Genomic DNA, 25217 nt, shown 5'->3' on the forward strand with positions numbered 1-25217 from the left:
GAGGGAGCCCGTAGGGTGCGACAGAGCGGATACGCTCCGCTCGCCCCTGCGGGTTCCCTCGCTGTCAGCACCTCCACGGAAGGACGCACCCCATGAGCGACGTGCTCACCATCGGACAGATCGACGCCTCCGGCACCGCAACCACGAAGGAGGCCGCCATCAAGGAAGCCGCCGACATGCTGGTCGGCGTCGGCGCCGTCACCCCCGCCTACTACGAGGCCATGCTCGTCCGCGAGGCGACCGTCTCCACCTACATGGGCAACCTGCTCGCCATCCCGCACGGCACCAACGATGCGAAGGACGAAATCCGCTCCTCCGCCCTCTCGTTCGTGCGCTATGCGCAGCCGATCGACTGGGACGGCAACGAGGTGCGCTTCGTCGTCGGCATCGCCGGCGTCGACAACGAGCACCTCGAGATCCTCTCCAAGATCGCGATCATCTTCTCGGAGGAGGACGAGGTGCAGAAGCTCCTCGATGCCCCCGACGCGCAGTCGCTCTATAGCCTGCTCGGCGAGGTCAACTCCTGATGCCCACCGCTATCCACTTCGGTGCGGGCAACATCGGGCGCGGTTTCGTCGGCCTGATCCTGCACGGCGCCGGCTACGAGATCGTCTTCGCCGACGTCAACTCGGACCTGATCGGGCGCCTCGCTGCTGCCGACAGCTACGAGGTGCACGAGGTGGGGGAGGAGGCAGCCACCCACGTCGTCGACCGCTTCCGCGCCATCGACTCGGCCGCCGAGGAGGAGGCGCTTATCCGCGAGATCGCGGCCGCCGACATCGTCACGACCGCCGTCGGCCCGAACATCCTCCGCTTCGTCGCTCCCGTGATCGCGAAGGGCCTCGCTGCGCGGGACGAGTCGGCGCCGCGCGTCGCCGTGATGGCGTGCGAGAACGCGATCAACGCGACCCGCCTGCTCCAGACCGAGGTCGCCGCGAACCTCGGCGCCGACGAGTGGGAGCGCTTGCGCACCCGTGCCGTCTTCGCCGACACGGCAGTCGACCGGATCGTGCCGAACCAGGATGCGGGTCAGGGCCTGGACGTGACGGTCGAGAGCTTCTTCGAGTGGGTCATCGACCGCACGCCGTTCGAGGGTGCTGAGCCGGAGCTGCCGGGCGCGACCTATGTCGACGACCTGGAGCCCTTCATCGAGCGCAAGCTCTTCACGGTCAACACCGGGCACGCGACGGCCGCCTACGTCGGCTTCGCGGCGGGGGCGCACAAGCTCTCTGACGCGCTCGCTCTGCCGGAGGTGCACGACGCGGTGAAAGCGGCGCTCGAGGACACGAAGGCGCTGATCGTGGCGAAGCACGGCTTCAGTGACGAGGAGCAGCAGGCCTACCTCGAGAAGACCCTGAAGCGCTTCGCGAACCCTTACCTGACCGACACCGTCGACCGGGTGGGGCGCCAGCCGCTGCGGAAGCTCTCGCGGCACGAGCGTTTCATCGGGCCTGCCGCCGAACTCGCGGAGCGCGGGCGGGTCCCTCACGGACTGTTGACGGCGATCGGCGCAGCGCTGCGGTTCGACGTGCCGGAGGACCCGCAGAGCGTGGAGCTGCACGAGAAGCTGGCCGCGCTCTCGCCGGAGGAGTTCGTCGCCGACGTCACGGGACTTGCTGCGGAGCACCCGCTCTTCGAGCAGGTCGTCGCGGTCGTGCGGGGCTGAACCGACCGACGAGCGCAGGAGGTCGCCGGTGCGGCGGAGACCTCCTGCGCTCACCACTGCCACAACTCCGTGCCCGACCGCTGAGTGAGGCCTCCTCCGCTGAGTGAGGCCTCCTCTCTAGGCCTCATCTGACGAGGAACGTCACCTAGAAGAGATGCCAGCGGGTGAGCGGCCAGGCAACGGCGAAGACGCGTCCGGCAACCCGGTCGAGCGGCACCGTCTTCACGCAGGAGTCGATGGGGCCGAGCGACGTGCGGCAGGCCCCCAGCGAGTCGTTCGAGTTGGAGCGGTGATCACCGAGGACGAACAATGAGCCCTCGGGGACGGTGTACTCGGTGAAGCAGCGCTGCGACGCCGGGCTCGTCGTGCAGTCGAGGGTGCCGGGAGCGAAAGGAAAATCCTCGAAGACGTAGGACTCGTCGAGCGGCTTCCCGTCGACCAGCACGTGGCCTTCGGCGTCACAGCAGGAGACCGTGTGGCCTCCCTCGGCGATCAGCCGCTTCACGAGGAACTCCTCGTGCGAGGGGCCGATGCTGGTGACATCGCCGAAGGTTTTCACGACCTCGGAGAGGGGGCTGCCGGCCTCGTCGCTCGCTCCCCACTCGGCGTCGCGGGAGAACACGACGATCTGCCCCTCCTGCGGACCGCCCTGGAGTGCGAGGGTGCGGTCGACCAGGATGCGGTCGCCGAAGAAGCCGCCGCCCTGGAGAGTGTTCTCCATCGAGCCGGTCGGCACCGTGTAGACCTTCACGAGGAAGGTCTGCACCAGCGCGATCAGCACGATCGCGGCCAGGATCGTCACCACTGGGTGCGAGTACCAGCGCCGGTTCCCGGTTGTGGACCTCGTCGTGCGCGCCATGTGCTCTCCCTCCGGCTCGACGGAGACAGCCTAGGCGGCGGCGCAGGCGTCGCTCGGCACGGGCGCGGCGTCGGCGCGGACGGGGGGCGCGTGGAGGCGCGCCCTGGCGAAGTGTCGGCGTCTGCGCAGGAGCGGCGCGACACGCCCGAGGTGGCGGAGCGGCGGGGATTCGCGTAGTATCGACCCTTGGTGTTTTGCGCGTGCTTCGGCATGCCCGCGGACCCCGATCCGGGCTCTCGCCCGGTGGTGGATCGTCGCGGAAACATTCGCACGACCAGTACACACACTACTTCCGAACGACAGTGAGGCTATGGCCAAAAAAGACGGTGTCATCGAAATCGAAGGTGCGGTTGTCGAGGCGCTCCCCAACGCGATGTTCCGCGTGGAGCTGACCAACGGACACAAAGTTCTCGCCCACATCTCGGGCAAGATGCGTCAGCACTACATCCGGATCCTCCCCGAGGACCGCGTGATCGTGGAGCTGAGCCCTTACGACCTGACCCGCGGCAGGATCGTCTACCGGTACAAGTAGGCGTTCGCTCCGCTGACGTTCGCGACGTGCGTGTCCTGTAAGGAACGGCCCCGGTATCCACCGGGAGCACGACGCCAGCGATATCAAGGACAGAAACAATGAAGGTCAACCCCAGCGTCAAGCGCATCTGCGATCACTGCAAGATCATCCGCCGCCACGGCAACGTGATGGTCATCTGCAGCAGCAACCCCCGCCACAAGCAGCGCCAGGGCTAACCCCGCTGCTTCCGCGAGGGAGCGGAGGGGCGGTACGCCGCCCCCACTGCACAACTGAATACACCTGCAGCACCAGAAATCGCGCAGCACCCCGGCTCGGCCGGGGTGGACGGCGAGGACACCTTCGGTCGGAGGCCGAGGCACCGGTGCTGCTTCACACCTCCACTCACTCACAGGAGAAGCCACAATGGCACGTCTGGCAGGAGTAGACATCCCGCGCGAGAAGCGCGTGGAGGTCGCACTGACCTACATCTACGGTGTCGGCCGCACTCGCGCGCTGAAGACCCTGAGCGACACCGGGATCGACGGCAACATCCGCGTCAAGGACCTCAGCGACGACCAGCTCGTCTCGCTCCGCGACTACATCGAGGGCAACTACAAGGTGGAGGGAGACCTCCGCCGCGAGGTCGCCGCCGACATCCGCCGCAAGGTCGAGATCGGCTCGTACGAGGGCCTGCGCCACCGTCGCGGCCTCCCGGTCCGTGGACAGCGCACCAAGACGAACGCGCGCACCCGCAAGGGACCCAAGCGCACCGTCGCCGGCAAGAAGAAGGCCGGCCGCAAGTAACGCGGGCGACACGGACCTAGAGGAGATACAGAATTGGCTACCCCCAAGTCGGCCGCGCGCAAGCCGCGCCGCAAGGAGAAGAAGAACATCGCTGTGGGCCAGGCCCACATCAAGTCGACGTTCAACAACACCATCGTCTCGATCACCGACCCCTCCGGGGCTGTCATCAGCTGGGCCTCGTCCGGTGGAGTCGGCTTCAAGGGCTCGCGCAAGTCGACGCCGTTCGCGGCTCAGCTCGCCGCCGAGTCGGCCGCGCGCCAGGCTCAGGAGCACGGCATGAAGAAGGTGGACGTCTTCGTGAAGGGCCCGGGCTCGGGTCGTGAGACCGCGATCCGCTCGCTCCAGGCCGCAGGCCTCGAGGTCGGGTCGATCAACGACGTCACCCCGCAGGCGCATAACGGCTGCCGCCCCCCGAAGCGTCGTCGCGTCTAAGCAGCACTCGCAGCCGTCGGTCGGCCGCACGGACCGCCTCCGGGCGGCGAGTGGGGTCGGCCGGCGGATCCCGCATTTCTTTCACAACTCCACACCTCGCAAACGCACGTGTCATATAGCGGACACGTGATCGAAAGGAATCATCAGTGCTTATCGCACAGCGTCCGACGCTCACCGAGGAGAACATCTCGGAGTTCCGTTCCCGCTTCGTCATCGAGCCCCTCGAGCCCGGCTTCGGCTACACGCTCGGCAACTCGATGCGTCGCACCCTGCTGTCCTCCATCCCCGGCGCCGCTGTCACCAGCATCCGGATCGACGGAGTCCTGCACGAGTTCACGACCGTCCCGGGCGTCCGCGAGGACGTCACCGAGATCATCCTGAATATCAAGGGACTCGTCGTTTCCTCCGAGCACGACGAGCCGATCACCGCCTACCTGCGCAAGCAGGGCGCCGGCCAGGTCACCGCCGCGGACATCTCGGCTCCGGCCGGTGTCGAGATCCACAACCCGGAACTCGTCATCGCCACGTTGAACGACAAGGCGAAGTTCGAGCTGGAGCTCACGATCGAGCGCGGCCGGGGCTACGTCTCAGCGACTCAGAACCGTAGCGAGTTCTCCGAGGCCGGCCAGATCCCGGTCGACTCGATCTACTCGCCCGTGCTGAAGGTCACCTACCGTGTCGAGGCCACCCGCGCCGGCGAGCGCACCGACTTCGATCGCCTGGTCGTCGACGTGGAGACGAAGCCGGCGATCTCGCCGCGCGACGCCATCGCCTCCGCCGGTCGCACGCTGACCGAGCTGTTCGGTCTCGCCCGCGAGCTGAACAACGCGGCCGAGGGCATCGAGATCGGCCCCGCGCCGGTCGACGCGGTCCTTTCGACTGAGCTGTCGATGCCCATCGAGGACCTCGACCTCTCGGTGCGCAGCTACAACTGCCTCAAGCGCGAGGGCATCAACAACGTCAATGAGCTCGTCGCCCTCTCGGAGACGCAGCTCATGAACATCCGCAACTTCGGTCAGAAGTCGGTGGATGAGGTCAAGGAGAAGCTGACGGAGCTCGGCCTGTCGCTCAAGGACTCGGTCCCCGGGTTCGACGGCGCCCACTTCTACAGCTACGACGACGAGAGCATCTAGGTCCTCCGCCCCGGAGCCTCCGGCTCCTCGCGTCCGACCTGCTGACACCCCTTTAGTACTGGAGTAAACCCATGCCCAAGCCCACCAAGGGCCCCCGCCTCGGAGGCGGTCCCGCACACGAGCGTCTGCTCCTCGCGAACCTGGCCGCGGCCCTGTTCACGCACAAGAGCATCAAGACGACCGAGACGAAGGCCAAGCGCCTGCGTCCGCTCGCCGAGCGCCTGGTCACCTTCGCCAAGCGCGGCGACCTGCACGCCCGCCGTCGCGTTCTCGCGACCATCGGCGACAAGTCCGTCGTCCACGAGCTCTTCACCGAGATCGCTCCGCTCGTTGCCGAGCGCGAGGGCGGGTACACCCGCATCACCAAGATCGGGCCCCGCAAGGGCGACAACGCGCCGATGGCCGTGATCGAGCTCGTCCTCGAGCCCGTCACCCCCAAGGCGAAGAAGTCGCGCACCACCACGGCGCCCGTGTCCGCTCCGGTGGATGAGGCGCCCGTCGAGGAGGCCACCGCCGAGGAGACCACCGCCGAGGAGACCACCGTCGAGGAGGCGCCCGTGCAGGACGCTCCCGCCGAGGTCGCCCCGGTCGAGGAGACCGGCACGTCCAAGTAGTCACGTTCGCCGTCGCGAGCCCTCCGTCCTCGCCAGGACGGAGGGCTCGCGTCGTTCCCGGGCGGGCGGAGTGGCGCGAATCGTCGTTTACGATGGCACGGCCGTGCTCGTCGAGCACGGCGGCGCTACGGCCGGCGTTTCCGGCGTCCGCCCCGACGACCCTTGGAGGACTTCTGTGCGACTGCGTTCGTCGGCCGCCGCGGCGATTCTGGCCCTGGCCCTCGCAGCCGACGTCAGCGGATGCGCGTCCGGCGCCGTGATCGACATCCCCGACTCGGCGGTCAGCGCGAGCGCGACGAACGTCCCGCCCGCGACCTCCGCGCCGGCGACGGCGGAGCAGGACGTGGACTGCGCAGGTGCTCTCGCCGCGACGGCCATCGAGCAGGACACCGGCCTGCCTGCGGGTTCCGTGGTGCTCGCCGCCGCGGGCGACACCTGCTCCTACGCCCTGGCCGGCAACGACTCCGCCGTCGTGCTGACCCTGCACCGCGGTCCGCTCCTGGAGACGTTCACGGGAGCGGGCGAGGCGGCCGGCGCCGTTCCCGTCTCCCTCGGAACGGCCGCCTACTGGCTGCCGGGCCTCGCGCCCGCTCCGTCCGAGCTGGCCGTGCTCGCCGGTGGCTGGGAGCTGCGGATCGTTTCCTCCGTCGGTGAGCAGGCGACGCTGGTCGACTGGGCGGTCTCGGCTCTGGCGAGCGTCGGCGTGCCACTCGCCGTCGCCTGAGTCGCTTCCCGGCCTCGCCCTAGACTCATCTGATGCTCCACCGCGTCCGCCTCGACCTGGCCTACGACGGCTCGCAGTTCTCCGGCTGGGCCAAGCAGCCCGGCCTGCGCACTGTGCAGGGGGTGCTCGAGGAGTCGCTCGCGCTGGTGCTGCGCTCCGAGGAGCGCCCGACCGTGACCGTCGCGGGGCGCACCGACGTCGGGGTGCACGCCAGTGCCCAGGTCGCCCACGTCGACCTCACTCCCGAGCAGTGGGGCCGCATCAGCGGCGGACGGCGAAGCCCCGGGGAGCAGCCGCTCCCACCCGCGTCGATCCTGGAGCGGCGCCTCCGCGGGATCCTGGGCCAGTACACCGACGTCTCGGTGCACCGGGTGACCGAGGCGCCGGACGGGTTCGACGCGCGGTTCTCGGCGCGGTGGCGCCGCTACGAGTATCGCCTGGCCGACGCTACCTCGATGCGCCATCCGCTCGAGCGCGGCTACACGACCTGGATCACCGACTCTCTCGATCTGGATGCGATGGCGGCCGCGGCGCACTCGCTCCTGGGCCTGCACGACTACGCCTCCTTCTGCCGCGCGAGGGAGGGCGCTACCACGATCCGGAGCCTGCTCGACTTCAGCTGGGAACGCGACGCCGACGGCGTCCTGCACGCGCACCTGCGCGCCGATGCCTTCTGTCACAGCATGGTGCGGGCCCTGGTGGGTGCCTGCGTCGCTGTGGGCGCCGGGAAGCTCGACGGGGGAGCGGTGCCGCTGGTGCGCGACGCGGCCCGGCGGACCACTGCGTTCGCCGTGATGCCGGCCCGGGGCCTCATCCTGCGCGAGGTCGACTACCCTGAGGACGCCTCGCTGGCCGATCGCGCTCGACTCACACGAGCCAAGCGCACCGTGCAGACCGAGGGACCCGACAGGGAGGACACGGAATGATCCAGTGGCGCACGGCTGTTCGTCGACACTCGAGGCCGCTGGCCATCACCGCGGTGGTGCTCCTGCTCGCGGGTTGTTCATCCACCACGATCGACGTCCCGCGCGACGCGCAGGTGGACATTCCCACACCGACCGCCGTGGAGCAGACGGCGACGACCGATCCCGCTGCCGAGCCCGCCGTGACGCCGACCGCTCCCGTTCTCGTCGACGAGGCACTCGACTGCGCCGCGGTCCTGCCGCTGGACACGATCACCGCAGCGCTCGAGCTGCCGCCGGGCTTCGTGACCGACTCCGCCCTGACCGGATCCTGCGCGTGGACAATAGCGGGCAACTCCACCGCGCTGACCCTGAGTTCGTCCTCCGGAGCCACGGCCGCTTCTCTGGTGGAACAGGAGCAGGCGGGTGCCACCGAGCCGGTCGACCTCGGCGACCAGGCGCTGTACCGGGCGGGAGATGCGTCGACGGACCCGGCCGCGACGGTGGTCGTGCTCGAGGGCACGCGCCTGGTCACCCTCCGCTCGTTCGTCGGCGACCAGGCGTCGCTGGTGGGGCTCGCGGAGTCGGCGCTCGCGGCTATCGGCTGACCCGGTGGTCATCGCACCGGCCGCCCGCCGGATCCGTGCTTGGCCGGACAGAGGCTTTGCTGTAACGTCGACCCTTGGTGTTTTCGGCCATGTACCGAGCGCCCGAAGTTGAGCCCTCCACCGGTTCGGTTCGCCCCCTCGCGGGGCGAACGGCCACGGAGCGGGATTCACGAACACCTCACTCCGACCAGAAAGCAGCACTCACGTGACTCGCACTTTTTCTCCGAAGCCGGCTGACGTCCAGCACGACTGGATCGTCATCGACGCGTCCGACGTCGTGCTCGGCCGTCTCGCCACTCACGCCGCTGCGCTTCTGCGCGGCAAGCACAAGGCCACCTTTGCGCCCCACATGGACATGGGTGACTTCGTCATCATCGTCAACGCGGAGAAGGTCGCCCTCACGGGCCAGAAGCTCCTGCAGAAGAAGGCCTACCGCCACTCCGGCTACCCGGGCGGCCTCTCGGCCACCACCTACGCCGAGCTTCTCGAGAAGAACCCGGTTCGCGCCGTCGAGAAGGCCATCCGCGGCATGCTCCCCAAGAACTCCCTCGGCCGCGCCCAGCTGCGCAAGCTGAAGGTCTACACGGGCCCCGAGCACCCCCACGCGGCCCAGCAGCCGCAGGCGTACGCCTTCAACCAGGTCGCCCAGTAGGCTCCGGCCCTCCCCGACATCCCAGACTTCGAAGACAAAGGATCACCTACACCGTGGCGAAGATCGCAGACCAGATCGACGTGGCTCCCGAGAGCTACTCCACCGAAAGCCCGGCCACCGAGGCGTCCACGACGCCCCGCGCCGTCCTCAACGTCTCCGGCGCAGCCGTGGGCCGACGCAAGCAGGCCATCGCCCGCGTGCGTCTCGTTCCCGGCAACGGCGGCATGACCGTCAATGCCCGCGAATTCGCGGAGTACTTCCCCAACAAGCTGCACCAGCAGCTGATCACTGACCCCTTCACGGTGCTCGACCTCGTCGGCTCCTACGATGTGGTCGCCAAGATCACCGGCGGTGGCCCCTCCGGCCAGGCCGGCGCCCTCCGTCTTGCCATCGCCCGTGCGCTGAACGAGATCGACCGCGAGAACAACCGCGCGACCCTGAAGAAGGCGGGCTTCCTGACCCGCGACGCCCGCGTCATCGAGCGCAAGAAGGCCGGTCTCAAGAAGGCCCGCAAGGCGTCCCAGTTCTCGAAGCGCTAGTCGCCGCGGCCCCCGGGCCGCACGACCAGCAGCTCGAGAAGGGACTGCGCACCATGCCGCGCCTGTTCGGAACAGATGGCGTCCGTGGCCTTGCGAATCGCGAGGTCACGGCCGACCTGGCTCTCGGCCTCGCCCAGGCGGCCGCCCGTGTACTCGGTGCGGCCGCCCGGGCCGAGGGCCGTCGACCCGTCGCCGTGCTCGCCCGCGACCCCCGCATCTCCGGCCACTTCATCGGAGCCGCGGTCGCGGCGGGTCTCGCGAGCGCGGGTGTCGACGTGCTCGACGCCGGCGTCATCCCGACGCCCGCCACCGCCTACCTCATTGCCGACGAGAACGCCGACTTCGGCGTGATGATCTCGGCGTCGCATAACCCCGCCGCGGACAACGGCATCAAGTTCTTCGCCGCCGGCGGACGCAAGCTTCCGGACGAGCTCGAGAACCGCATCGAGGCGGCCCTCGGCGTCCCCCCGCTCACTCCGACCGGAGCCGACGTCGGCCGCATCACCCGCTTCTCCGACGCCGAGGACCGCTACGTCCTCCACCTGCTCGGCTCCCTCGAGGGCACCCGGCTGGACGGCCTGCACGTCGTCATCGACTGCGCACACGGCGCTGCCGCCGGCATCTCGCCGCAGGTGTTCACGGACGCCGGCGCCACCGTCACGGTGATCGGCAACGACCCCGACGGCCTCAACATCAACGACGGAGTGGGCTCCACCCACCTCGACACCGTCGCCGACGCCGTCCGCGGGGCTGGCGCCGATCTCGGCATCGCGCACGACGGCGACGCCGATCGCTGCCTCGCGGTGGACGCCCAGGGCCGCATCGTCGACGGCGACCAGATCATGGCTATCCTCGCGACCGCCCTGGCCCGGCGCGACGCGCTCCGCGACAATGTCCTCGTCGCCACGGTGATGAGCAACCTCGGCTTGAAGCTCGCCATGCGCGACGCCGGCATCCGCGTCATCGACACCGCGGTCGGCGACCGCTACGTGCTCGAAGCGATGAACGACGGCGGATATTCGCTCGGTGGAGAGCAGTCCGGCCACGTCATCATGAGCCGCTACGCCACCACCGGCGACGGAGTGCTCACCGGGCTTCAGCTCGCGGCCGAGATGGCCCGGACCGGACGCACGATCGCCGACCTCGCGGCCGTGATGGCCGTCTTCCCGCAGACGCTGATCAACGTGCGCGGAGTGGATCGCGAGGGCGTCCGGGACGACGCGGTCATCGCCTCCGCCGTGGCCGACGCCGAGACCGAGCTGGGCAGCGATGGACGGGTGCTGCTGCGCCCCTCCGGCACCGAGCGGATGGTGCGCGTGATGGTCGAGGCGAAGACCCAGGAGACGGCGGACCGCCTCGCGGAGTCGCTCGCGGCGGTCGTCCTCACGCAGCTGCGTTCCGCTGTCTAGAACGCCGGCCCGCCCGCCATTCTGCGGCCCGCGTCCCGGGATACGAGACCTTCGGCTCGTTGAAACGGGTTCGGCTCGCGAAATACGGGTAATCCGACGAGCCGACGGTGATTCTGCGAGCCGAACAGGTCGCGCACTGGGGGCGGGTCAGATTTTGCGGAGGAGGACGGAGGAGACGGTGTGGTCCGCCTGCTTGCGCAGGACGAGGCTCGCGCGGGAGCGGGTCGGGCGCACGTTCTGCACCAGGTTCGGCTCGTTGATCGCGGTCCAGATGCTCCGAGCCCGCTCCCGCGCCTCGTCGGGGGTCAGCGCCGCGTAGCGGTGGAAGTAGGAGTTCGGATTCGCGAAGGCACCCTGCTGCAGGGTGAGGAAGCGCTCCTCGTACCAGCGCGCGATGTCGCTGGTGCGGGCGTCGACGTAGACGGTGAAGTCGAACAGATCGCTCACCGCGAGCCCATGACCCGGCGCGGGCGGCTGCAGCACGTTCAAACCTTCGACGATCAGCACATCGGGGCGCCGCACGACGATCTCGGCGTCGGGGACGATGTCGTAAAAGAGGTGCGAGTAAAACGGCGCGCGCACCTCCGCCGCGCCGCCCTTCACCTCCGAGACGAAGCGCAGCAGCGCCCGCCGGTCGTACGACTCCGGGAAGCCCTTGCGGCTCATCAGGCCTCGGCGCTCGAGTTCGCGGTTGGGGAGGAGGAAGCCGTCGGTGGTCACCAGCTCGACGCGCGGCGTGTCCTCCCAGCGGGCGAGCAGCTCGCGCAGCAGGCGCGCGATCGTCGACTTGCCGACGGCGACCGAGCCGGCGACGCCGATCACGAACGGAGTCGGCCGCGCGCGCTCCCCGAGAAATGTGCTCGTCGCGCGATGCAGCTGACGAGCCCCTCCGGCGTAGAGGGTGAGGAGGCGGGAGAGCGGCAGGTAGACCTCGGCGACCTCCGCGAGGCTCAACCGGTCGCCCAGCCCCCGCAGCTGCACGACCTCGGTCTCGGTGAGCGGCAGCTCGGTGCTGCGGGCGAGCTCGGCCCAGTCCGAGCGGACGATCTCGACGAAGGGGGAGGGGTGCGCGTCGTGTGCGGGATCGCGAGGAGACGACGGCATGAGGACCTACCCTAGCGTCCGCCCCGCCGCGCGCCGGACACCGCGGGAGGCGCCTCCGCCCCGCTTAGAATCGAGCCCATGTGTGGAATCGTTGGATACGTCGGTGAGCGCGACAGCCTGGCCGTGCTGCTCGGGGGCTTGAAGCGTCTGGAGTACCGCGGCTACGACTCGGCCGGCGTGGCCGTGATCGACGCCGACGGACGGCTCGACAGCCGCAAGCGCTCGGGCAAACTCAGCGTCCTGGTCGATGACCTCGAGGCGCACCCCCTGGCCGAGGGCACCACGGGCATTGGTCACACCCGCTGGGCGACGCACGGCGGTCCGACCGACCACAACGCGCATCCGCACCTCGCGGACGAGGGCAAGCTGGCCGTCATCCACAACGGCATCATCGAGAACTTCCAGCCGCTCAAGGAGGAGCTGCTCGCCGAGGGCGCGGTCTTCGAGAGCGAGACCGACACGGAGGTCGCCGCCCACCTGATCGCCCGCGAATACCGCCGCACCGGTGACCTCGTCCTCGCGTTCCAGGCCGTGGTCGCGCACCTGGAGGGCGCGTTCACGCTGCTCGCCCTCCACAGAGACCAGCCCGGCGTCGTCGTCGGCGCGCGGCGCAACTCTCCGCTCGTGATCGGCCTGGGCGACGGCGAGAACTTCCTCGGCTCGGATGTCGCTGCCTTCGTCGAGTTCACCCGTCGCGCGGTCGCGATCGGGCAGGACCAGATCGTCACCATCACCCCCGAGCTCGTCACGGTGACCGACTTCTTCGGCAACTCGGTCGAGACCGAGCCGTTCGAGATCGCCTGGGACGCCTCCGCGTCCGAGAAGGGCGGCTGGTCGAGCTTCATGGCCAAGGAGATCACCGAGGGCCCCGAGGCCGTCGCGAACACGCTCCGAGGGCGCATCCATGACGGCGCGATCACGCTGCCCGAGCTGGAGGCGCTCGACCCGGTACTCACCGAGATCGACCGCATCACCGTCATCGCCTGCGGGACGGCCGCCTACTCCGGCATGGTGGCGAAGTACGCGATCGAGAAGTGGGCCCGCGTCCCCGTCGAGGTCGAGCTCAGTCACGAGTTCCGCTACCGCGACCCGGTGCTCTCCTCGCGCACCCTCGTCATCTCGATCAGCCAGTCCGGCGAGACGATGGACACGCTGATGGCGGTCAAGTACGCCCGTGAGCACGGAGCGAAGACTCTCTCGGTCTGCAACACCCAGGGCGCGACGATCCCGCGCGAGTCGGACGCGGTGCTCTACACGCACGCGGGTCCGGAGGTGGCGGTCGCGTCGACCAAGGCCTTCGTCGCCCAGATCGCGGCGCTCTACCTCTTCGGACTGCACCTGGCCACAGTGCGCGGCGCCGCCTCCGCCGAGGTTGTCGCCTCGCAGGCGGCCCAGCTCGCGGCGATCCCGGAGAAGCTGTCCCGGGTGCTCGACGCCTCCGACGACATCGCCCAGCTGGCCGGCTGGATGGCCGACACCCGCGCGGTGCTGTTCCTCGGCCGCCACGTCGGCTACCCGGTGGCGCTCGAGGGTGCGCTGAAGCTCAAGGAGCTCGCTTACATCCACGCCGAGGGCTTCGCGGCGGGCGAGCTCAAGCACGGGCCGATCGCGCTGATCGAGCCGGGCCAGGTCGTCTTTGTGATCGTGCCGAGCCCGAGCGAATCGTATGAGCTGCAGCGCAAGGTGATCTCGAACATCCAGGAGATCAAGGCCCGCGGCGCCCGCGTCATCGCGATCGCCGAGCAGGGCGACACAGCCGCGATCCAGATCGCCGACGAGGTCGTGCCGATCCCGCTCGCCGACCCGCTGTTCGAGCCGCTGCTCGCCGTCACTCCGCTGCAGATGTTCGCGATGGAGCTCGCGAGTGCTAAGGGGCTCGACGTCGACCAGCCGCGCAACCTCGCCAAGTCGGTCACGGTCGAGTGATCGCGCTGTGATCGTGGGGATCGGAGTGGACGTCGTGGACCTTGCGCGCTTTGAGCGCTCGTTGGCGCGCACGCCCCGCCTCCGCGATCGCTTGTTCGCCGAGAGCGAACGCCCGCTCCCCGTCGCGTCGTTGGCCGGCCGCTTCGCCGCGAAGGAGGCGCTGATCAAGGCGCTCGGCGACTCCGCAGGCGCGCGCTGGCACGACATGGTCATCGAGCGCGACGAGCACGGTAATCCCTCCTTCGCTCTGCACGGCCCGGCCCGCGCGGCCGCCGATGCGCGCGGGATCACCCGGCTGCACCTCTCGATGACACACGACGCGGGCGTGGCATGCGCGTTCGTGGTGGCCGAGTCGTGAGGGTGGCCGAATCATGAGGACGCCGCTGTCGTACCGCGAGGCGCTGATCGACGTCGACGCGATGGCCGCCAACGCCGCACGCCTGCGCCAGGTCTCCGGCGCCCGTCGCCTGATGGCGGTGGTCAAGGCGAACGGCTACGGGCACGGCGCCGTCGCGGCGGCGCAGGCGGCGCTCGACGGAGGAGCGGATGCGCTGGGCACCGCGGAGCTGCGCGAGGCCGTCGCCCTGCGCGAGGCCGGCATCGTCGCTCCGCTGCTCTGCTGGCTGCACGACCCCGGCGAGGACTTCGACGCGGCGCTCGAGCACTCGATCGACGTCGCCGTCTCCTCCGTGGATCAGCTCGACGCCCTCGCGCAGGCCGCCGAGGACCGCGGTGTGCGCGCCGCCGTGCAGCTCAAGGTCGACACCGGCCTCAGCCGCAACGGCGCTCCGGAGCAGGAGTGGCCGCGGCTGGCGGACGCGCTCGCCCGCTACAGCGCGCGCGGCACCCTGCACCTCACCGGGCTGTTCTCGCACCTCTCGAACTCCTCCCGCGAGGACGACCTCGCGCAGCTCGTGCTGCTTCGTCGCGCCGAAGCGCTCCTCGACGCGCACGGCGTGCAGGCGCCGGTCGTCCATCTCGCGGCGACCGCGGCGGCACTGCGGATCCCGGAGCTGCGGCTTGACATGGTGCGCACCGGCATCGGGCTCTACGGGCTCTCGCCGTTCGAGGACGAGACCTCCCTCCAGCTCGGGCTCGTCCCGGCGATGACACTGCAGGGCCGGATCGCAGGCGTCCGCCGCGTGCCTCACGGGACCGGTGTCAGCTACGACTACACCTGGCGTACTGAGGGCGAGACGACGCTCGCGCTTGTGCCGTTCGGTTACGCCGACGGCATCCCGCGGAGTGCCTCCGGCGTGGCCGAGGTCGCGATCGGCGGCCGCCGCCACCGAATCGCGGGGCGCGTGGCGATGGACCAGTTCGTCGTCGACGTGGGCGACGCGTCGGTCGCGTCGGGCGACCCGGTGACGCTCTGGGGCGACCCGAGCACCGGTGTCCCCTCGGTCGACGAGTGGGCGCGCTGGTGCGGCACCATCAACTACGAGCTGGTCACCCGGCTCGGGCCGCGTGTCCAGCGGCGGCTGCTGCCCGCGGCGGACGGCCGTGCCTGAGCGCACTCGGTTTGCGGACCGGACCGTCCAGGTCGCGGATCCGGAGGCAATGGCGGAGCTCGGCCGGGAGCTCGGCCGGGTGCTGCGCGCCGGCGATCTGCTGGTGCTGACAGGTCCGCTCGGGGCGGGCAAGACCACGTTCACCCGGGGACTGGGCGACGGCCTGGGCGTGCGCGGGCCGGTGACCAGCCCCACCTTCGTGATCGCCCGCACCCACCCATCGCTGCACGGCGGGCCGCCGCTCGTGCACGTGGACGCCTACCGCGTCGGCTCGCCGGTCGAGCTCGACGACCTCGATCTCGACCTGGCGCACTCGGTCGTCGTGGTGGAGTGGGGTGCCGGGATGCTCGACGGCGTCGCGGAGTCGTGGCTCGACGTGGTCATCGAGCGGCCGACCGCAGGCTCCGACGCCGAAGAGGTTGAGGAGGGCGAGGAGGGCGAGGAGCCGGTGGAGCCGCGCACCGTCCGCTTCCGCGGCACCGGCTGGAGCTGAGCCCGCGGGTACCCTGGACGCGTGCTCCTCGCGATCGACACCTCCTCCGGAACCTCCGTCGCCGTCGTCGACGCCGCGGGCCAGGTGCGCTCCGAGCGCACCGAAGTCGACACGATGCGTCACGCCGAGGTCATCGGCCGCCTGATCCAGGAGGCGCTCGAGGCGGCCGGAGTCGCGCCGGGCGAGATCGATGCTGTCGCGGTCGGCATGGGTCCGGGCCCTTTCACCGGCCTCCGGGTCGGGATCGCCGCCGCCCGCGCCTTCGCGCTCGGCCGTGGTGTGCCCACCCTCCCCGTGGTCTCGCACGATGCGATCGCGCTCGCCGCGCTGAGGGAGGGTCGCGCCGCCGGGTTCCTCGTCGTGACCGATGCCCGCCGCCGCGAGCTGTACTGGAGTGCCTACGACGGTCTCGACGAGCAGGGCCTCCCCGTCCGCCTCGCCGGTCCCGGGCTGGACAAGCCGCCCGCCCTCCCGCATCCGGAGCTTCCGCGCCTGGAGGCCGAGTCGGTCTCGGCCGCCGATCTCGGAGTCGTCGCCGCTCGGCTGCGCGCGGCAGGCCGCACCGGCGCCGCCGACGAGCCCCTCTACCTCCGCTCGCCGGACGTCACGCTGTCGGCTGGCCCCAAGCGGGTGAGCGCATGAGCGAGGCCGTACTCCGCGAAGCGCAGGCGGACGACCTCGACGCCGTCATGGCGATCGAGGAGTCGGAATTCACCGGCGACGCCTGGTCGCGCGGGATGATGGCGGAGGAGATCCGGAGCCGCCACACGCGGTACCTGGTCGCCGAGCGCGACGGCGAGGTGGTCGGCTACGCCGGGCTCCTCTGCCCCGTCGGCGCCCACGAGGGCGACGTGCAGACCATCGCGGTCATCGCCTCCGTGCGCCGCACCGGGCTCGGCCGCCGCCTGCTCCGTGCGCTGCTCGACGCGGCCCGCGAGCGCGGTGCCCGCGAGGTCTTCCTCGAGGTCCGGGCCGACAACCCCGCCGCTCAGACCCTCTACCGCTCGGAGGCCTTCGAGGAGATCGGCGTCCGCCCGGGTTACTACCAGCCCGACGGAGTGGACGCGATCGTGATGCGCCTGCCCCTCGCCGTCACCCAGGAGACCCTGTGAGCACCGGACCCCTCGTCCTCGGGATCGAGACCAGCTGCGACGAGACCGGCATCGGCATCGTCCGCGGCACAACCCTGCTCGCCAACACGATCGCCTCCTCGATGGAAGAGCACGCCCGCTACGGCGGCGTCGTGCCGGAGGTCGCCGCCCGCGCGCACCTGGAGGCGCTCGAGCCCGCGCTGCACGCCGCGCTCGCCGAGGCCGGGGTCGCGCTCACCGACCTCGACGCGATCGCGGTCACCAGCGGACCGGGCCTCTCGGGCGCCCTGATGGTCGGCGTCGGAGCCGCGAAGGCGCTCGCCGTCTCGCTCGGTCTGCCGCTCTACGCGGTGAATCATCTCGTCGGTCATGTTGGAGCCGACGTGCTCCGCGCCGATGGGAGCGAGGGCAGCCCGGTCGAGGTGCCCACGATCGCGCTGCTGGTCTCGGGCGGGCACACCTCGCTCCTGCACGTGCGCGATCTGGTTTCGGACGTCGAGCTCCTCGGCGAGACCATCGACGATGCGGCGGGCGAGGCCTTCGACAAGGTGGCGCGCGTGCTTGGCCTGCCCTACCCGGGCGGTCCGCAGATCGACCGGGTCGCGGCCGGTGGTGACCCGAGGGCCATCCGCTTCCCCCGCGGGCTCAGCCTGCCGAAGGATCTGGAGCGTCATCGCTACGACTTCTCGTTCTCCGGGCTCAAGACGGCGGTCGCCCGCTGGGTCGAGAAGCGCCAGGACGCGGGGGAGGAGGTGCCCGTGGCCGACGTCGCGGCGAGTTTCCGCGAGGCGGTCGCGGACGTCCTGCTCACGAAGGCGCTCGCCGTGTGCCGCGACCGGGGCGTGCCGCGCCTCCTGCTCGGCGGTGGCGTCGTCGCCAACGCGCGGGTCCGGGCGCTGGCGGAGGAGCGCTGCGCGGCGGCGGGAGTGACCCTGCGGATCCCGGCGCTCTCGCTCTGCACCGACAACGGAGCGATGATCGCTGCCCTGGCGGCGCAGTTGATCGAGGCAGGCCATCCGCCGTCGGGGCTCGGCTTCGGTGCCGACTCGACCCTTCCGGTGACCGAGATCCAGGTCCGCTGAGAGCACGCCTGAGCGGTGACCCACCTGCGCAAGCAACGTCCCAGCGTTTTGACAGGCGGAGCACACCACTGCCACTCTGGGCCGCGTCCGCTCATTCCTGACCCTGGGGGATCCCATGACCACTCCGTACACGCCCGCGTCCGATCGCTACAACATCCTGGCGGTCGTCGGCTTCATCGCCTCGTTCTTCGTCTCCCTCGTCGGTATCGTGCTGGGCTTCATCGCCCTGTCGCAGATCAAGCGCACCGGGGAGAAGGGGCGTGGCCTCGCTCTCGCTGCCGTCATCATTGGCTTCGCCGCCATCATCATCTCCATCATCGCGTTCGTCGTGTTCTTCTCGATCGCGGCGACGATTCCCGCCACCGGGTACTGATCGACCGGCCCCGGGGGCACCAGCACCGCCAGGAGGACACCGTGACCGACGACACCGCGCCCACACCGCCGCCCGCGCCGTTCCCGCCTCCTCTCGGCGAGCCGTCGGCGGCCTCCCCGCCGCCACCGGCTGCCGCCGACCCCTACCCGGGACTCCCGTCCCACCGGCCGCCGATGAACGCGCTGGCGATCGCTGCGCTGGTCTGTGCTCTCCTGGGCCTGGCCCCGGCCGCGATCGTGCTGGGTCACGTCGGTTTCGCCCAGGCCGGGCGCTCCGGCCAGCGGGGCAGAGGCCTGGCCGTCGCCGGCTTCGTGCTCGGCTACCTCGCGCTCATCCTTGCTGTGATCGCGTCGATCGCCTGGACCGCCTTCGTCGGCGACTTGCGCGACGGCGGGTACCTGCCCGCCTGATCCGGCGAACGTCCCCCGCCGCTCGCTCGGGCGCTGGCTAGACTCGCGCCATGAGCGACGACAGCACCCGTCCCAGCCCCGGCTCCGACGACCCGCACAGCTCCGTCCCGGTCCCGCCCATCCCCCCGGTCCCGCCCGCTCCGCCCTCGCGTGCGGCGCGGCCGCTCGCCGACTCCGCGCCGCAGGCCTACGGCTCGCCGCCGCCGTCCGCGCCGGGCCCCGCCGCCGACGCGCCGCCCCGCTACCCGTCCGCGTACGAGCCGGCACCGGTCGTCCCGCGCACGCTGAGCCTGGTCGGGATGATCCTGGGCATCGTCGGCCTGGTCATCACGATTTTCGCCTGGGGCCTCGGTTTCCTGCTGTCGGCTCCGGCCGTCGTACTCGGCTTCCTCGGACGCCGTCGCGAGCCGGGTGCCCGCGGATTCGCGCTGACCGCGATCATCACCGGGTTCGCCGGCATTGTCCTCTCATTGATCTTCCTCGCGATCACGATCGTGTTCGTCGTGGTAGCGGTCGCCGCCGGGAACTCCGACTACTGACCGGAGGTGGGGCGCTCCACGCGCTCCGCGAGGAGGGCGCGGTGGCGCCCGGCGATCCGCGTCAGGATCAGCACGGCGCTGGTCCGTCCCGCGAGGCCCAGGCGTTTGCGGAAGCGGGCCGGATCGACGTCGACCCCGCGCTTCTTGATGTCGAGCACGCCGATGCCGCGCGAGCGCAGCTCCTTCGACAGAGTGCGCTCGTCCAAGGGCAGCTCGGCGAGGACGCGGAAGCTGCGGAGAAAGGGTGAGACGGCCGCTTCGTCGCCGGTCAAGTAGGCGATGCCGGGTGAGAGCATCCGCGAGCCGCTCGCGCGGGCGAGGTCACCCAGCAGCCGCGCGCGGATGGCGGAGCCGTCCGGCTCGTGGATGTAGCCGCCGAGCTCGCCGACCTCCTCGTCCTCGCTGTCGCCGGTCGCGGTGAGCTCTGCCGACCCGGCCGAGCCGAGCAGGAGCGCGGAGCGGCCCACGCCCGGCCGGGCAAGTGCGCCGAACCACAGTCCCGTCTCGACCAGCTCGCCCTCCACCGAGACCCACTGCGCCTCCGCATCGCGGGGTAGGCGCTCACGGTCGAAGCCGGGACCCACTTTCACGCCCACCGGGCGGTGCTCGGCGAGGCCGAACGCGAACTGCAGCGAGGGGGAGTAGTCGTCCGGATTCTCGAGTCGGCGGGTCTCGCGATGGCCGGCCGTGCGCCGGGCCGGATCGAGGTAGACAGCGTCGAAACCGTCGAGGTCGAAGGCCTCGGCCGTCGCGTGCACGGCCCGCGCTGCGGGGAACGGGGCGAGATTGAAACTGGCGAGGGTCGCCGTCACCTCGTCGGCCTCGACTGCGGTGACCGCTAGGTCGATGGCGGCCATCGCGAGGGCGTCGCCGCCGATACCGCTGCCGAGGTCGGCGATGCGCGTCGCTCCCGCGGCAACGAAGCGGCCAGCGTGCAGGGCGGCGACGCGCAGGCGGGTCGCCTGCTCCAGCCCGGCATCGGTGAAGAGCATGGAGCGGGCGAACTCGCCGAACTTCGCCTCCGCCTTCTGCCGCAGCCGCGCCTGTGTCAGCACCGCGGAGACGAGGACGGGGGAGTGGCCGGCCGCGCGCAGGCGGGCGACGGCCCGCACCAGGTCGTCCGACCGGTAGCCGTCGAGGGAGCCCAGGAGCCGCAGGCCCTCGGGGGAGAGGAGCTCGACCAGCTCATCGCGTTGCATCCGGCCATGCTAGGCCACGCCCTGTGGCCGATCCGGCGCCCTGCTTGGCACTCTGATTGCACGAGTGCCAGCGAAGCCCCTACGATGGATCTAGCACTCTCGGAGCGTGTGTGCCAGAACCGCGTTCCGCCCACATCGTCGTCAAGAAAGAGGTCAACCGTGTCGGTGTCCATCAAGCCGCTCGAAGATCGCATCGTTATCAAGCAGGTCGAGGCGGAGCAGGTGACCGCTTCCGGTCTCGTCATCCCCGATACCGCCAAGGAGAAGCCGCAGGAGGGCGAAGTCGTCGCCGTCGGGCCGGGTCGCATCGACGACAACGGCAACCGCGTGCCGCTCGACGTCGCCGTCGGCGACAAGGTGATCTACTCCAAGTACGGCGGAACCGAGGTCAAGTTCGGTGGCGATGACCTCCTGGTCCTCTCCGCCCGCGACGTCCTCGCGGTCGTCGTCCGCTAATCAGCACCCCCGCAGGGGCCCGTCGACCTCGGTCGGCGGGCCTCTGCGTCGTTCCCGGTCCTCCTCGCGACCAGTGGCCTGATCCGACGGGTGCAGCGCCGTTCGGCCACCCTGTGCCTGCGTAGCATCGGGGGAGTGTCCAGCTCCCACCCCACTGCCGAGTCCGCCTCGTCGACCACGGGTGCGCCCGTCGGCGAGGCAGTGGAGGCGCCTGCGGCCACGAAGGACTCGAGCCCGATGTCCGGCACCGGCCTGATCTTCGCCTTCTCGGCCTACCTGCTGTGGGGCGCGATGCCCCTGTACTTCATTGCGATGGCGCCGGCGTCCCCGTTCGAGATCGTCGCCTTCCGCGTGCTCTTCTCGCTCGTCTTCTGTGCGATCCTGCTCACGGTGCTCCGCGGCTGGCGCTCCTTCGGCGCTGTGGTGCGCCGCCCCCGCATGCTCGGAGTGATGGCGATCGCCGGCGTGCTGATCTACATCAACTGGCAGGTCTACGTGATTGCCACGACCACAGGCCACGTGATCGAGGCGGCGCTGGGCTACTTCATGAATCCGCTGGTGACGGTGCTGTTGGGCGTGCTGGTGCTGCGCGAGCGCCTCCGTCCGTTGCAGTGGGTTGCAATGGGCGTCAGCGCGGTGGCCGTGCTCGTCATTGCGGTGGGCTACGGATCATTCCCCTGGATCTCCCTCGCCCTCGCCTTCTCTTTCGGCTTCTACGGCCTGGTGAAGAGCCGGGTGGGCGGCACGGTGGATGCCGTCGGCGGCCTGACGCTCGAGACCCTCTGGCTGACTCCGCTCGCCATCGTCCAACTCATCGTGGTCGGATCCACGGTCGGGCTCACCCTGACGACCGAGGGGACCGGGCATGCGCTGATCCTCGCCTCCGCCGGCGTCGTCACGGCCGTCCCGCTGCTCCTGTTCGCCGGCGCCGCCCGCCGGCTGCCGCTCTCGATCGTCGGTTTCGTGCAGTATCTGACGCCGTTCCTGCAATTCCTGGTCGGCGCGTTCGTGCTGCACGAGGAGATGCCGCTGGAGCGCTGGATCGGCTTCGCGCTGGTGTGGGCGGCCCTGGCGATCTTCTCAGGCGATCTCGTCGCTGCCGAGCGCAGGCGGCGCCGTTCCGCTGTCTGATCTGCGGAACGCGTCGTCCTGACGCGGTGCGACAGCGGAAAGGTAACGATCCGGTCGCGAAACGTATTGGTAACATCCCTGTATTGTTCACGGCTGCTTCTAAGGTTAGGTTGGCCGAGCGGTTGCCACCGGCGCCGCTCCCACTGACACACACCTTTCAAGGAGCAACATGGGCGTTTACGCGAAGGCCGGCTCGGCCCGCGCGCGGTCCCTCCGGGCAACCCTCGGCGGCGTCGCCATTCTGGGCGCCAGCGCTCTCGTCCTCGCTGGCTGCGCCAGCGGTGGCGACAGCGGATCGGGCGGCGACAGCGGTTCGGGCGACCTGTCCCTGAAGATCGGCACGATCCTCCCGCAGACCGGCACTCTTGCCGTCCTCGGCCCGCCCGAGATCGCGGGCGTCGACCAGGCTGTTGTCGACATCAACGCCGCCAAGGCCGGCATCACGATCGAGGCGGAGCAGAAGGACTCGGGCGACACCACGACCGACATCGCGACCCAGTCCGCGACCTCGCTGATCGCCGACAACGTCTCGGCGATCATCGGCGCGGCGTCCTCGGGCGTCTCGAAGACCTTCATCGACCAAGTGACCCAGGCGGGCGTCGTCCAGATCTCGCCGGCCAACACCTCGCCGGACTTCACTACCTACGACGACGATGGCTACTACTGGCGCACCGCTCCCTCGGACGTGCTTCAGGGGCGCATCCTCGGCAACAAGATCCTCGGCGACGGCAAGACCAACGTCTCGATCCTGTACATGAATGACGCGTACGGCACTGGCCTCGAGAAGAACATCAAGGAGACCCTCGAGGCGGGCGGCGCGGCCGTCGCGGCCGAGGAGATCTTCGAGCCCGCGTCGACCGACTTCAACTCGGCGCTGACCTCGGTCCTCGCTCCGAACCCCGACGCTCTGGTCGTCATCTCGTTCGATGAGATCAAGACCATCGCCGAGCAGCTCTCGGCCAAGGGCTTCGACTTCTCGAAGCTGTACGGAACCGACGGCAACTACGGCGTCATCGGCGAATCCGACACCAACGTCGACATCGCCGGCGCGCAGTTCACCAACCCCGGCGTCCAGGCGTCCGACGACTTCCAGTCCACCCTGCAGTCGCTCGTCGAGTCGCAGGGCAATGACGCGCTGAGCGTGTTCAGCTACGCGCCCGAGTCGTACGACGCAACCGTCCTCACCGCGCTCGCCTCGCTCCAGGGCAAGGCAACCGATGGTGCGACGATCCGCGACAATCTCAAGTCGGTCTCCGAGGGTGGCACGACGTGCACCAGCTTCGCGGACTGCGCGACGCTGATTGCCGACGGCGAGGACGTCGACTACGACGGCCTGTCCGGTCCGATCTCGTTTGACGACAACGGTGACACCAGCGAGGCTTCGGTCTCGATCTACAAGTACGGTGCAGGTAACACCACCTCCTTCGAAGAGACCGTCGAGGGTTCGCTGAACTGACGACGCGGTGACGCGGCTCGTGCCGCTTCCTGAGGGGCTCGGTCGTCGGACCGGGCCCCGTTGTCGTTCGCGACGCAGGCCGCAGACGAGCGGCCTCGGTGCCGTGCGGCGGCGCGACGGAGGAGGTTCCCTGCCGCGACCATCCCGCGCTGTCGTGATGGCCGCAGCACGGCGTGTCGACCAGCCTCAGGCCGCGCGACGACATTGACGGCTACTCCGTGACCTGCTACAAAACTCTCATGAGCAAACCTCCTGTCTTCTCGACATCGTCTCTTCACCAGGTGCCTCGCCCGGCTACGGCGGCGTTCCGCATCCGGGCAGCCCGCGTGCGGAGGGGCACATTCCGGAACGGCGACCGGTGGAGTGGGGCGGCAGTGACGGATCTCGTGCGCGGTTAGAGGACAACGGCCTCGCGGCCCGCCGACGCGGAAGGATCGCCGCGAGATCGAGATCGGAGACCCGCTCGTATTCCTCTCGGAGCTGTGGAAGCTGGATATCGTGACGAAGACCATCGCTGTGGGCGCAGCGCCACGCATTGCAGCTCCCCACCTCGCAGCCCCTGCCGGGAGCGGACGAGGTCACTCGGCGGACCCTGTCGAGCAGCTCGATCACGCTCCCTGGGCAGCGGTGATCAGCCGGGGGGAGGGTCCTCGCCGGGCGCGCTCCGTAGCCCGGGCGCGATCAGTAGCTGAGGCACCGTGAAGCTCTCTCAGTGCGTTGCACTCATCTCCGTCGTCGACGAGGGGACCTTCACCGCAGCTGCTCGCATCATGGGTGTCACCCAGTCGGCCATCAGCCGTTCGATCGCCGCGTTGGAGGGAGAGCTGGGGCTCGTCCTGTTGGACCGCGAATACGGCAGAGCGACACTGACGTCGTCCGGGCGCGACGTGCTCGAGAGAGCGCGACTGATCGTGCAGTACGCCCAGGAGATCGCGAGTATCGGATCCGTCACCTCCACCGAGCCGCGCCCGTTCCGGATCGGAGTGAGCCGGAGTTTCTCTCGGCGCCTCCTGCCACGGCTGGTCGAAGAGATTCGGCCTCGCCGCGACATCCGTCTCGACATCCGCGTAGGACCCTGCGCTCAGGTCGAGGAGTGGCTGAGGGACAGCGTGGTGGACGTCGGCATCGCCACCCTCGCCGGGCTCGGCGAGACCGCAGACCTTCTAGTGTCAGACGCGATCCACGTCGTCGTACCAGCCCGTCATCGCCTTGCAGCGCGACCCTTCGTGACTGTACGCGATCTCGACGGCGAGCGGCTCCTGATGGTCGGTGGGACGAGCGAGGACGAGACGGTGGAGTTCCTGCGCCGTCAGGGCGGGACGTCCTCTGTCGAGTTGCGTGTCGATGACCTGTCGACGCTGCTGACTCTGGTCGCGATGGGACGCGGGATCACGCTGCTGCCCGGGATTGCTCTACCGACCTCCGCCCCGGGGTTGCAGGCCATGCAGCTCCTGCCTGCGAAAGCTCATTGTCAGCGTGTGGCATCGAGCGCCCGCGGACGAGAGCATCCGGAAGTGGAGAGAGTCCTCACGAGCGCATTCGCCTGCGTCGCTCGCATGGCTTCTCAGGATCAGGCACTGGCGGTCTAGAACC

31 protein-coding genes are annotated in these 25217 nt (G+C 69.8%); 28 read left to right on the forward strand and 3 right to left on the reverse strand.

Annotation, left to right across the window (positions count from 1 at the left end):
• Window positions 1–92 precede the first annotated feature (92 nt).
• Together A6122_RS03115 and A6122_RS03120 are read left to right on the forward strand one after the other, a co-directional pair.
• Window positions 93–527 (forward strand): PTS mannitol transporter subunit IIA, encoded by a 435-nt coding sequence (locus A6122_RS03115; RefSeq protein ID WP_068251503.1) that lies wholly within the window; start codon window positions 93–95, stop codon window positions 525–527.
• On the forward strand, window positions 527–1666 hold the full coding sequence (locus A6122_RS03120; RefSeq protein WP_068251506.1) for a mannitol-1-phosphate 5-dehydrogenase: 1140 nt from the start codon (window positions 527–529) through the stop codon (window positions 1664–1666). The genes A6122_RS03115 and A6122_RS03120 overlap by 1 nt, the downstream gene beginning before the upstream one ends.
• A gap of 145 nt (window positions 1667–1811) precedes the next feature.
• Here the strand turns inward: A6122_RS03120 and lepB are convergent, their stop codons facing one another.
• On the reverse strand, window positions 1812–2525 hold the full coding sequence (gene lepB, locus A6122_RS03125) for a signal peptidase I (RefSeq protein ID WP_068251508.1): 714 nt from the start codon (window positions 2523–2525) through the stop codon (window positions 1812–1814).
• A 310-nt stretch (window positions 2526–2835) separates the two neighbouring features.
• Here lepB and infA point away from each other — a divergent pair, with 310 nt between their 5' ends.
• From infA to glmM, 12 genes are all read left to right on the forward strand, one after another.
• Window positions 2836–3057, forward strand: a complete 222-nt coding sequence (gene infA / locus A6122_RS03130) for a translation initiation factor IF-1 (RefSeq protein WP_022883252.1) — start codon at window positions 2836–2838, stop codon at window positions 3055–3057.
• Window positions 3058–3155: 98 nt separating this feature from the next.
• On the forward strand, window positions 3156–3272 hold the full coding sequence (rpmJ, locus tag A6122_RS03135) for a 50S ribosomal protein L36 (RefSeq protein WP_055787164.1): 117 nt from the start codon (window positions 3156–3158) through the stop codon (window positions 3270–3272).
• Between the two features lie 187 nt (window positions 3273–3459).
• Complete coding sequence (rpsM, locus tag A6122_RS03140; RefSeq protein ID WP_068251511.1) at window positions 3460–3840, forward strand: 30S ribosomal protein S13; 381 nt, start codon at window positions 3460–3462, stop codon at window positions 3838–3840.
• 33 nt (window positions 3841–3873) lie between these two features.
• Window positions 3874–4272, forward strand: coding sequence for a 30S ribosomal protein S11 (gene rpsK, locus A6122_RS03145; protein ID WP_055787170.1), 399 nt, complete (start codon window positions 3874–3876; stop codon window positions 4270–4272).
• A gap of 146 nt (window positions 4273–4418) precedes the next feature.
• Window positions 4419–5405 carry a DNA-directed RNA polymerase subunit alpha gene (locus A6122_RS03150; RefSeq protein WP_068251515.1) on the forward strand — a complete coding sequence of 329 codons (987 nt, stop codon included), beginning with the start codon at window positions 4419–4421 and terminating at the stop codon, window positions 5403–5405.
• A gap of 71 nt (window positions 5406–5476) precedes the next feature.
• Window positions 5477–6019 (forward strand): 50S ribosomal protein L17, encoded by a 543-nt coding sequence (gene rplQ / locus A6122_RS03155; RefSeq protein WP_068251518.1) that lies wholly within the window; start codon window positions 5477–5479, stop codon window positions 6017–6019.
• Between the two features lie 175 nt (window positions 6020–6194).
• A complete protein-coding gene (locus A6122_RS03160; RefSeq protein WP_146076783.1) occupies window positions 6195–6743 on the forward strand; it encodes a hypothetical protein in 549 nt (182 codons plus the stop codon).
• A 32-nt stretch (window positions 6744–6775) separates the two neighbouring features.
• Window positions 6776–7669 carry a tRNA pseudouridine synthase A gene (locus tag A6122_RS03165; protein ID WP_068251524.1) on the forward strand — a complete coding sequence of 298 codons (894 nt, stop codon included), beginning with the start codon at window positions 6776–6778 and terminating at the stop codon, window positions 7667–7669.
• A complete protein-coding gene (locus A6122_RS03170) occupies window positions 7666–8253 on the forward strand; it encodes a hypothetical protein (RefSeq protein WP_068251527.1) in 588 nt (195 codons plus the stop codon). The genes A6122_RS03165 and A6122_RS03170 overlap by 4 nt, the downstream gene beginning before the upstream one ends.
• Before the next feature lie 205 nt (window positions 8254–8458).
• Window positions 8459–8905, forward strand: coding sequence for a 50S ribosomal protein L13 (gene rplM / locus A6122_RS03175; RefSeq protein WP_068251530.1), 447 nt, complete (start codon window positions 8459–8461; stop codon window positions 8903–8905).
• Between the two features lie 53 nt (window positions 8906–8958).
• A complete protein-coding gene (rpsI, locus tag A6122_RS03180; RefSeq protein ID WP_068251532.1) occupies window positions 8959–9444 on the forward strand; it encodes a 30S ribosomal protein S9 in 486 nt (161 codons plus the stop codon).
• A gap of 53 nt (window positions 9445–9497) precedes the next feature.
• Window positions 9498–10853 (forward strand): phosphoglucosamine mutase, encoded by a 1356-nt coding sequence (gene glmM, locus A6122_RS03185; protein ID WP_068251535.1) that lies wholly within the window; start codon window positions 9498–9500, stop codon window positions 10851–10853.
• A gap of 147 nt (window positions 10854–11000) precedes the next feature.
• Here the strand turns inward: glmM and coaA are convergent, their stop codons facing one another.
• Complete coding sequence (gene coaA / locus A6122_RS03190) at window positions 11001–11957, reverse strand: type I pantothenate kinase (RefSeq protein ID WP_068251538.1); 957 nt, start codon at window positions 11955–11957, stop codon at window positions 11001–11003.
• A gap of 78 nt (window positions 11958–12035) precedes the next feature.
• On the opposite strand from coaA, the gene glmS reads away from it, so the two are divergent.
• The 10 genes from glmS to A6122_RS03240 all read left to right on the forward strand — a co-directional run bounded on the left by glmS (window position 12036) and on the right by A6122_RS03240 (window position 19382).
• The gene (glmS, locus tag A6122_RS03195) at window positions 12036–13883 is read left to right on the forward strand and encodes a glutamine--fructose-6-phosphate transaminase (isomerizing) (RefSeq protein WP_068251541.1); all 1848 of its coding nucleotides are present in this window, start codon (window positions 12036–12038) and stop codon (window positions 13881–13883) included.
• 7 nt (window positions 13884–13890) lie between these two features.
• Window positions 13891–14241 carry a holo-ACP synthase gene (locus tag A6122_RS03200; RefSeq protein WP_068251544.1) on the forward strand — a complete coding sequence of 117 codons (351 nt, stop codon included), beginning with the start codon at window positions 13891–13893 and terminating at the stop codon, window positions 14239–14241.
• Between the two features lie 13 nt (window positions 14242–14254).
• Window positions 14255–15394 (forward strand): alanine racemase, encoded by a 1140-nt coding sequence (gene alr / locus A6122_RS03205; protein WP_068251547.1) that lies wholly within the window; start codon window positions 14255–14257, stop codon window positions 15392–15394.
• A gap of 49 nt (window positions 15395–15443) precedes the next feature.
• Window positions 15444–15887, forward strand: coding sequence for a tRNA (adenosine(37)-N6)-threonylcarbamoyltransferase complex ATPase subunit type 1 TsaE (gene tsaE / locus A6122_RS03210; RefSeq protein WP_068251550.1), 444 nt, complete (start codon window positions 15444–15446; stop codon window positions 15885–15887).
• A 21-nt stretch (window positions 15888–15908) separates the two neighbouring features.
• Window positions 15909–16529 (forward strand): tRNA (adenosine(37)-N6)-threonylcarbamoyltransferase complex dimerization subunit type 1 TsaB, encoded by a 621-nt coding sequence (gene tsaB, locus A6122_RS03215; protein ID WP_068251553.1) that lies wholly within the window; start codon window positions 15909–15911, stop codon window positions 16527–16529.
• Window positions 16526–16999, forward strand: coding sequence for a ribosomal protein S18-alanine N-acetyltransferase (gene rimI, locus A6122_RS03220; protein ID WP_068251555.1), 474 nt, complete (start codon window positions 16526–16528; stop codon window positions 16997–16999). The genes tsaB and rimI overlap by 4 nt, the downstream gene beginning before the upstream one ends.
• Window positions 16996–18060, forward strand: a complete 1065-nt coding sequence (gene tsaD / locus A6122_RS03225) for a tRNA (adenosine(37)-N6)-threonylcarbamoyltransferase complex transferase subunit TsaD (RefSeq protein WP_068251558.1) — start codon at window positions 16996–16998, stop codon at window positions 18058–18060. Before rimI ends, tsaD begins: the two co-directional genes overlap by 4 nt.
• A gap of 115 nt (window positions 18061–18175) precedes the next feature.
• A complete protein-coding gene (locus A6122_RS03230; RefSeq protein WP_068251561.1) occupies window positions 18176–18433 on the forward strand; it encodes a DUF4190 domain-containing protein in 258 nt (85 codons plus the stop codon).
• A 41-nt stretch (window positions 18434–18474) separates the two neighbouring features.
• Window positions 18475–18843, forward strand: a complete 369-nt coding sequence (locus tag A6122_RS17100) for a DUF4190 domain-containing protein (protein ID WP_068251564.1) — start codon at window positions 18475–18477, stop codon at window positions 18841–18843.
• Window positions 18844–18893: 50 nt separating this feature from the next.
• Window positions 18894–19382: a DUF4190 domain-containing protein gene (locus A6122_RS03240; RefSeq protein WP_068251568.1), complete on the forward strand. Its 489-nt coding sequence runs from the start codon at window positions 18894–18896 to the stop codon at window positions 19380–19382.
• On the opposite strand, the gene A6122_RS03245 is transcribed toward A6122_RS03240, so the two are convergent.
• On the reverse strand, window positions 19376–20581 hold the full coding sequence (locus A6122_RS03245; RefSeq protein ID WP_068251571.1) for a class I SAM-dependent methyltransferase: 1206 nt from the start codon (window positions 20579–20581) through the stop codon (window positions 19376–19378). The genes A6122_RS03240 and A6122_RS03245 overlap by 7 nt on opposite strands.
• A 159-nt stretch (window positions 20582–20740) precedes the next feature.
• Between A6122_RS03245 and groES the strand changes: the two genes are divergently transcribed.
• The 4 genes from groES (at window position 20741) to A6122_RS03265 (ending at window position 25213) form a co-directional block, all read left to right on the forward strand.
• On the forward strand, window positions 20741–21037 hold the full coding sequence (gene groES / locus A6122_RS03250) for a co-chaperone GroES (protein ID WP_068251574.1): 297 nt from the start codon (window positions 20741–20743) through the stop codon (window positions 21035–21037).
• Window positions 21038–21274: 237 nt separating this feature from the next.
• Complete coding sequence (gene rarD / locus A6122_RS03255; protein ID WP_068251576.1) at window positions 21275–22168, forward strand: EamA family transporter RarD; 894 nt, start codon at window positions 21275–21277, stop codon at window positions 22166–22168.
• 169 nt (window positions 22169–22337) lie between these two features.
• The gene (locus A6122_RS03260) at window positions 22338–23624 is read left to right on the forward strand and encodes an ABC transporter substrate-binding protein (protein WP_068251578.1); all 1287 of its coding nucleotides are present in this window, start codon (window positions 22338–22340) and stop codon (window positions 23622–23624) included.
• A gap of 698 nt (window positions 23625–24322) precedes the next feature.
• The gene (locus A6122_RS03265) at window positions 24323–25213 is read left to right on the forward strand and encodes a LysR family transcriptional regulator (protein WP_068251581.1); all 891 of its coding nucleotides are present in this window, start codon (window positions 24323–24325) and stop codon (window positions 25211–25213) included.
• Window positions 25214–25217: the final 4 nt, after the last annotated feature.

The sequence above is a fragment of the Rathayibacter tritici genome (assembly GCF_001641005.1).
Taxonomy (GTDB): Bacteria; Actinomycetota; Actinomycetes; order Actinomycetales; family Microbacteriaceae; genus Rathayibacter; species Rathayibacter tritici.

What these genes read in the sequence shown, in the direction of transcription:
- A6122_RS03115 (WP_068251503.1), top strand. Translation starts at nt 93, where the DNA reads ATGAGCGACGTGCTCACCATCGGACAGATCGACGCCTCCGGCACCGCA.
- A6122_RS03120 (WP_068251506.1), top strand. Translation starts at nt 527, where the DNA reads ATGCCCACCGCTATCCACTTCGGTGCGGGCAACATCGGGCGCGGTTTC.
- lepB (WP_068251508.1), bottom strand. Translation starts at nt 2,525, where the DNA reads ATGGCGCGCACGACGAGGTCCACAACCGGGAACCGGCGCTGGTACTCG.
- infA (WP_022883252.1), top strand. Translation starts at nt 2,836, where the DNA reads ATGGCCAAAAAAGACGGTGTCATCGAAATCGAAGGTGCGGTTGTCGAG.
- rpmJ (WP_055787164.1), top strand. Translation starts at nt 3,156, where the DNA reads ATGAAGGTCAACCCCAGCGTCAAGCGCATCTGCGATCACTGCAAGATC.
- rpsM (WP_068251511.1), top strand. Translation starts at nt 3,460, where the DNA reads ATGGCACGTCTGGCAGGAGTAGACATCCCGCGCGAGAAGCGCGTGGAG.
- rplQ (WP_068251518.1), top strand. Translation starts at nt 5,477, where the DNA reads ATGCCCAAGCCCACCAAGGGCCCCCGCCTCGGAGGCGGTCCCGCACAC.
- A6122_RS03165 (WP_068251524.1), top strand. Translation starts at nt 6,776, where the DNA reads ATGCTCCACCGCGTCCGCCTCGACCTGGCCTACGACGGCTCGCAGTTC.
- A6122_RS03170 (WP_068251527.1), top strand. Translation starts at nt 7,666, where the DNA reads ATGATCCAGTGGCGCACGGCTGTTCGTCGACACTCGAGGCCGCTGGCC.
- glmM (WP_068251535.1), top strand. Translation starts at nt 9,498, where the DNA reads ATGCCGCGCCTGTTCGGAACAGATGGCGTCCGTGGCCTTGCGAATCGC.
- coaA (WP_068251538.1), bottom strand. Translation starts at nt 11,957, where the DNA reads ATGCCGTCGTCTCCTCGCGATCCCGCACACGACGCGCACCCCTCCCCC.
- glmS (WP_068251541.1), top strand. Translation starts at nt 12,036, where the DNA reads ATGTGTGGAATCGTTGGATACGTCGGTGAGCGCGACAGCCTGGCCGTG.
- alr (WP_068251547.1), top strand. Translation starts at nt 14,255, where the DNA reads ATGAGGACGCCGCTGTCGTACCGCGAGGCGCTGATCGACGTCGACGCG.
- tsaE (WP_068251550.1), top strand. Translation starts at nt 15,444, where the DNA reads ATGGCGGAGCTCGGCCGGGAGCTCGGCCGGGTGCTGCGCGCCGGCGAT.
- rimI (WP_068251555.1), top strand. Translation starts at nt 16,526, where the DNA reads ATGAGCGAGGCCGTACTCCGCGAAGCGCAGGCGGACGACCTCGACGCC.
- A6122_RS03230 (WP_068251561.1), top strand. Translation starts at nt 18,176, where the DNA reads ATGACCACTCCGTACACGCCCGCGTCCGATCGCTACAACATCCTGGCG.
- A6122_RS03240 (WP_068251568.1), top strand. Translation starts at nt 18,894, where the DNA reads ATGAGCGACGACAGCACCCGTCCCAGCCCCGGCTCCGACGACCCGCAC.
- A6122_RS03245 (WP_068251571.1), bottom strand. Translation starts at nt 20,581, where the DNA reads ATGCAACGCGATGAGCTGGTCGAGCTCCTCTCCCCCGAGGGCCTGCGG.
- rarD (WP_068251576.1), top strand. Translation starts at nt 21,275, where the DNA reads ATGTCCGGCACCGGCCTGATCTTCGCCTTCTCGGCCTACCTGCTGTGG.
- A6122_RS03260 (WP_068251578.1), top strand. Translation starts at nt 22,338, where the DNA reads ATGGGCGTTTACGCGAAGGCCGGCTCGGCCCGCGCGCGGTCCCTCCGG.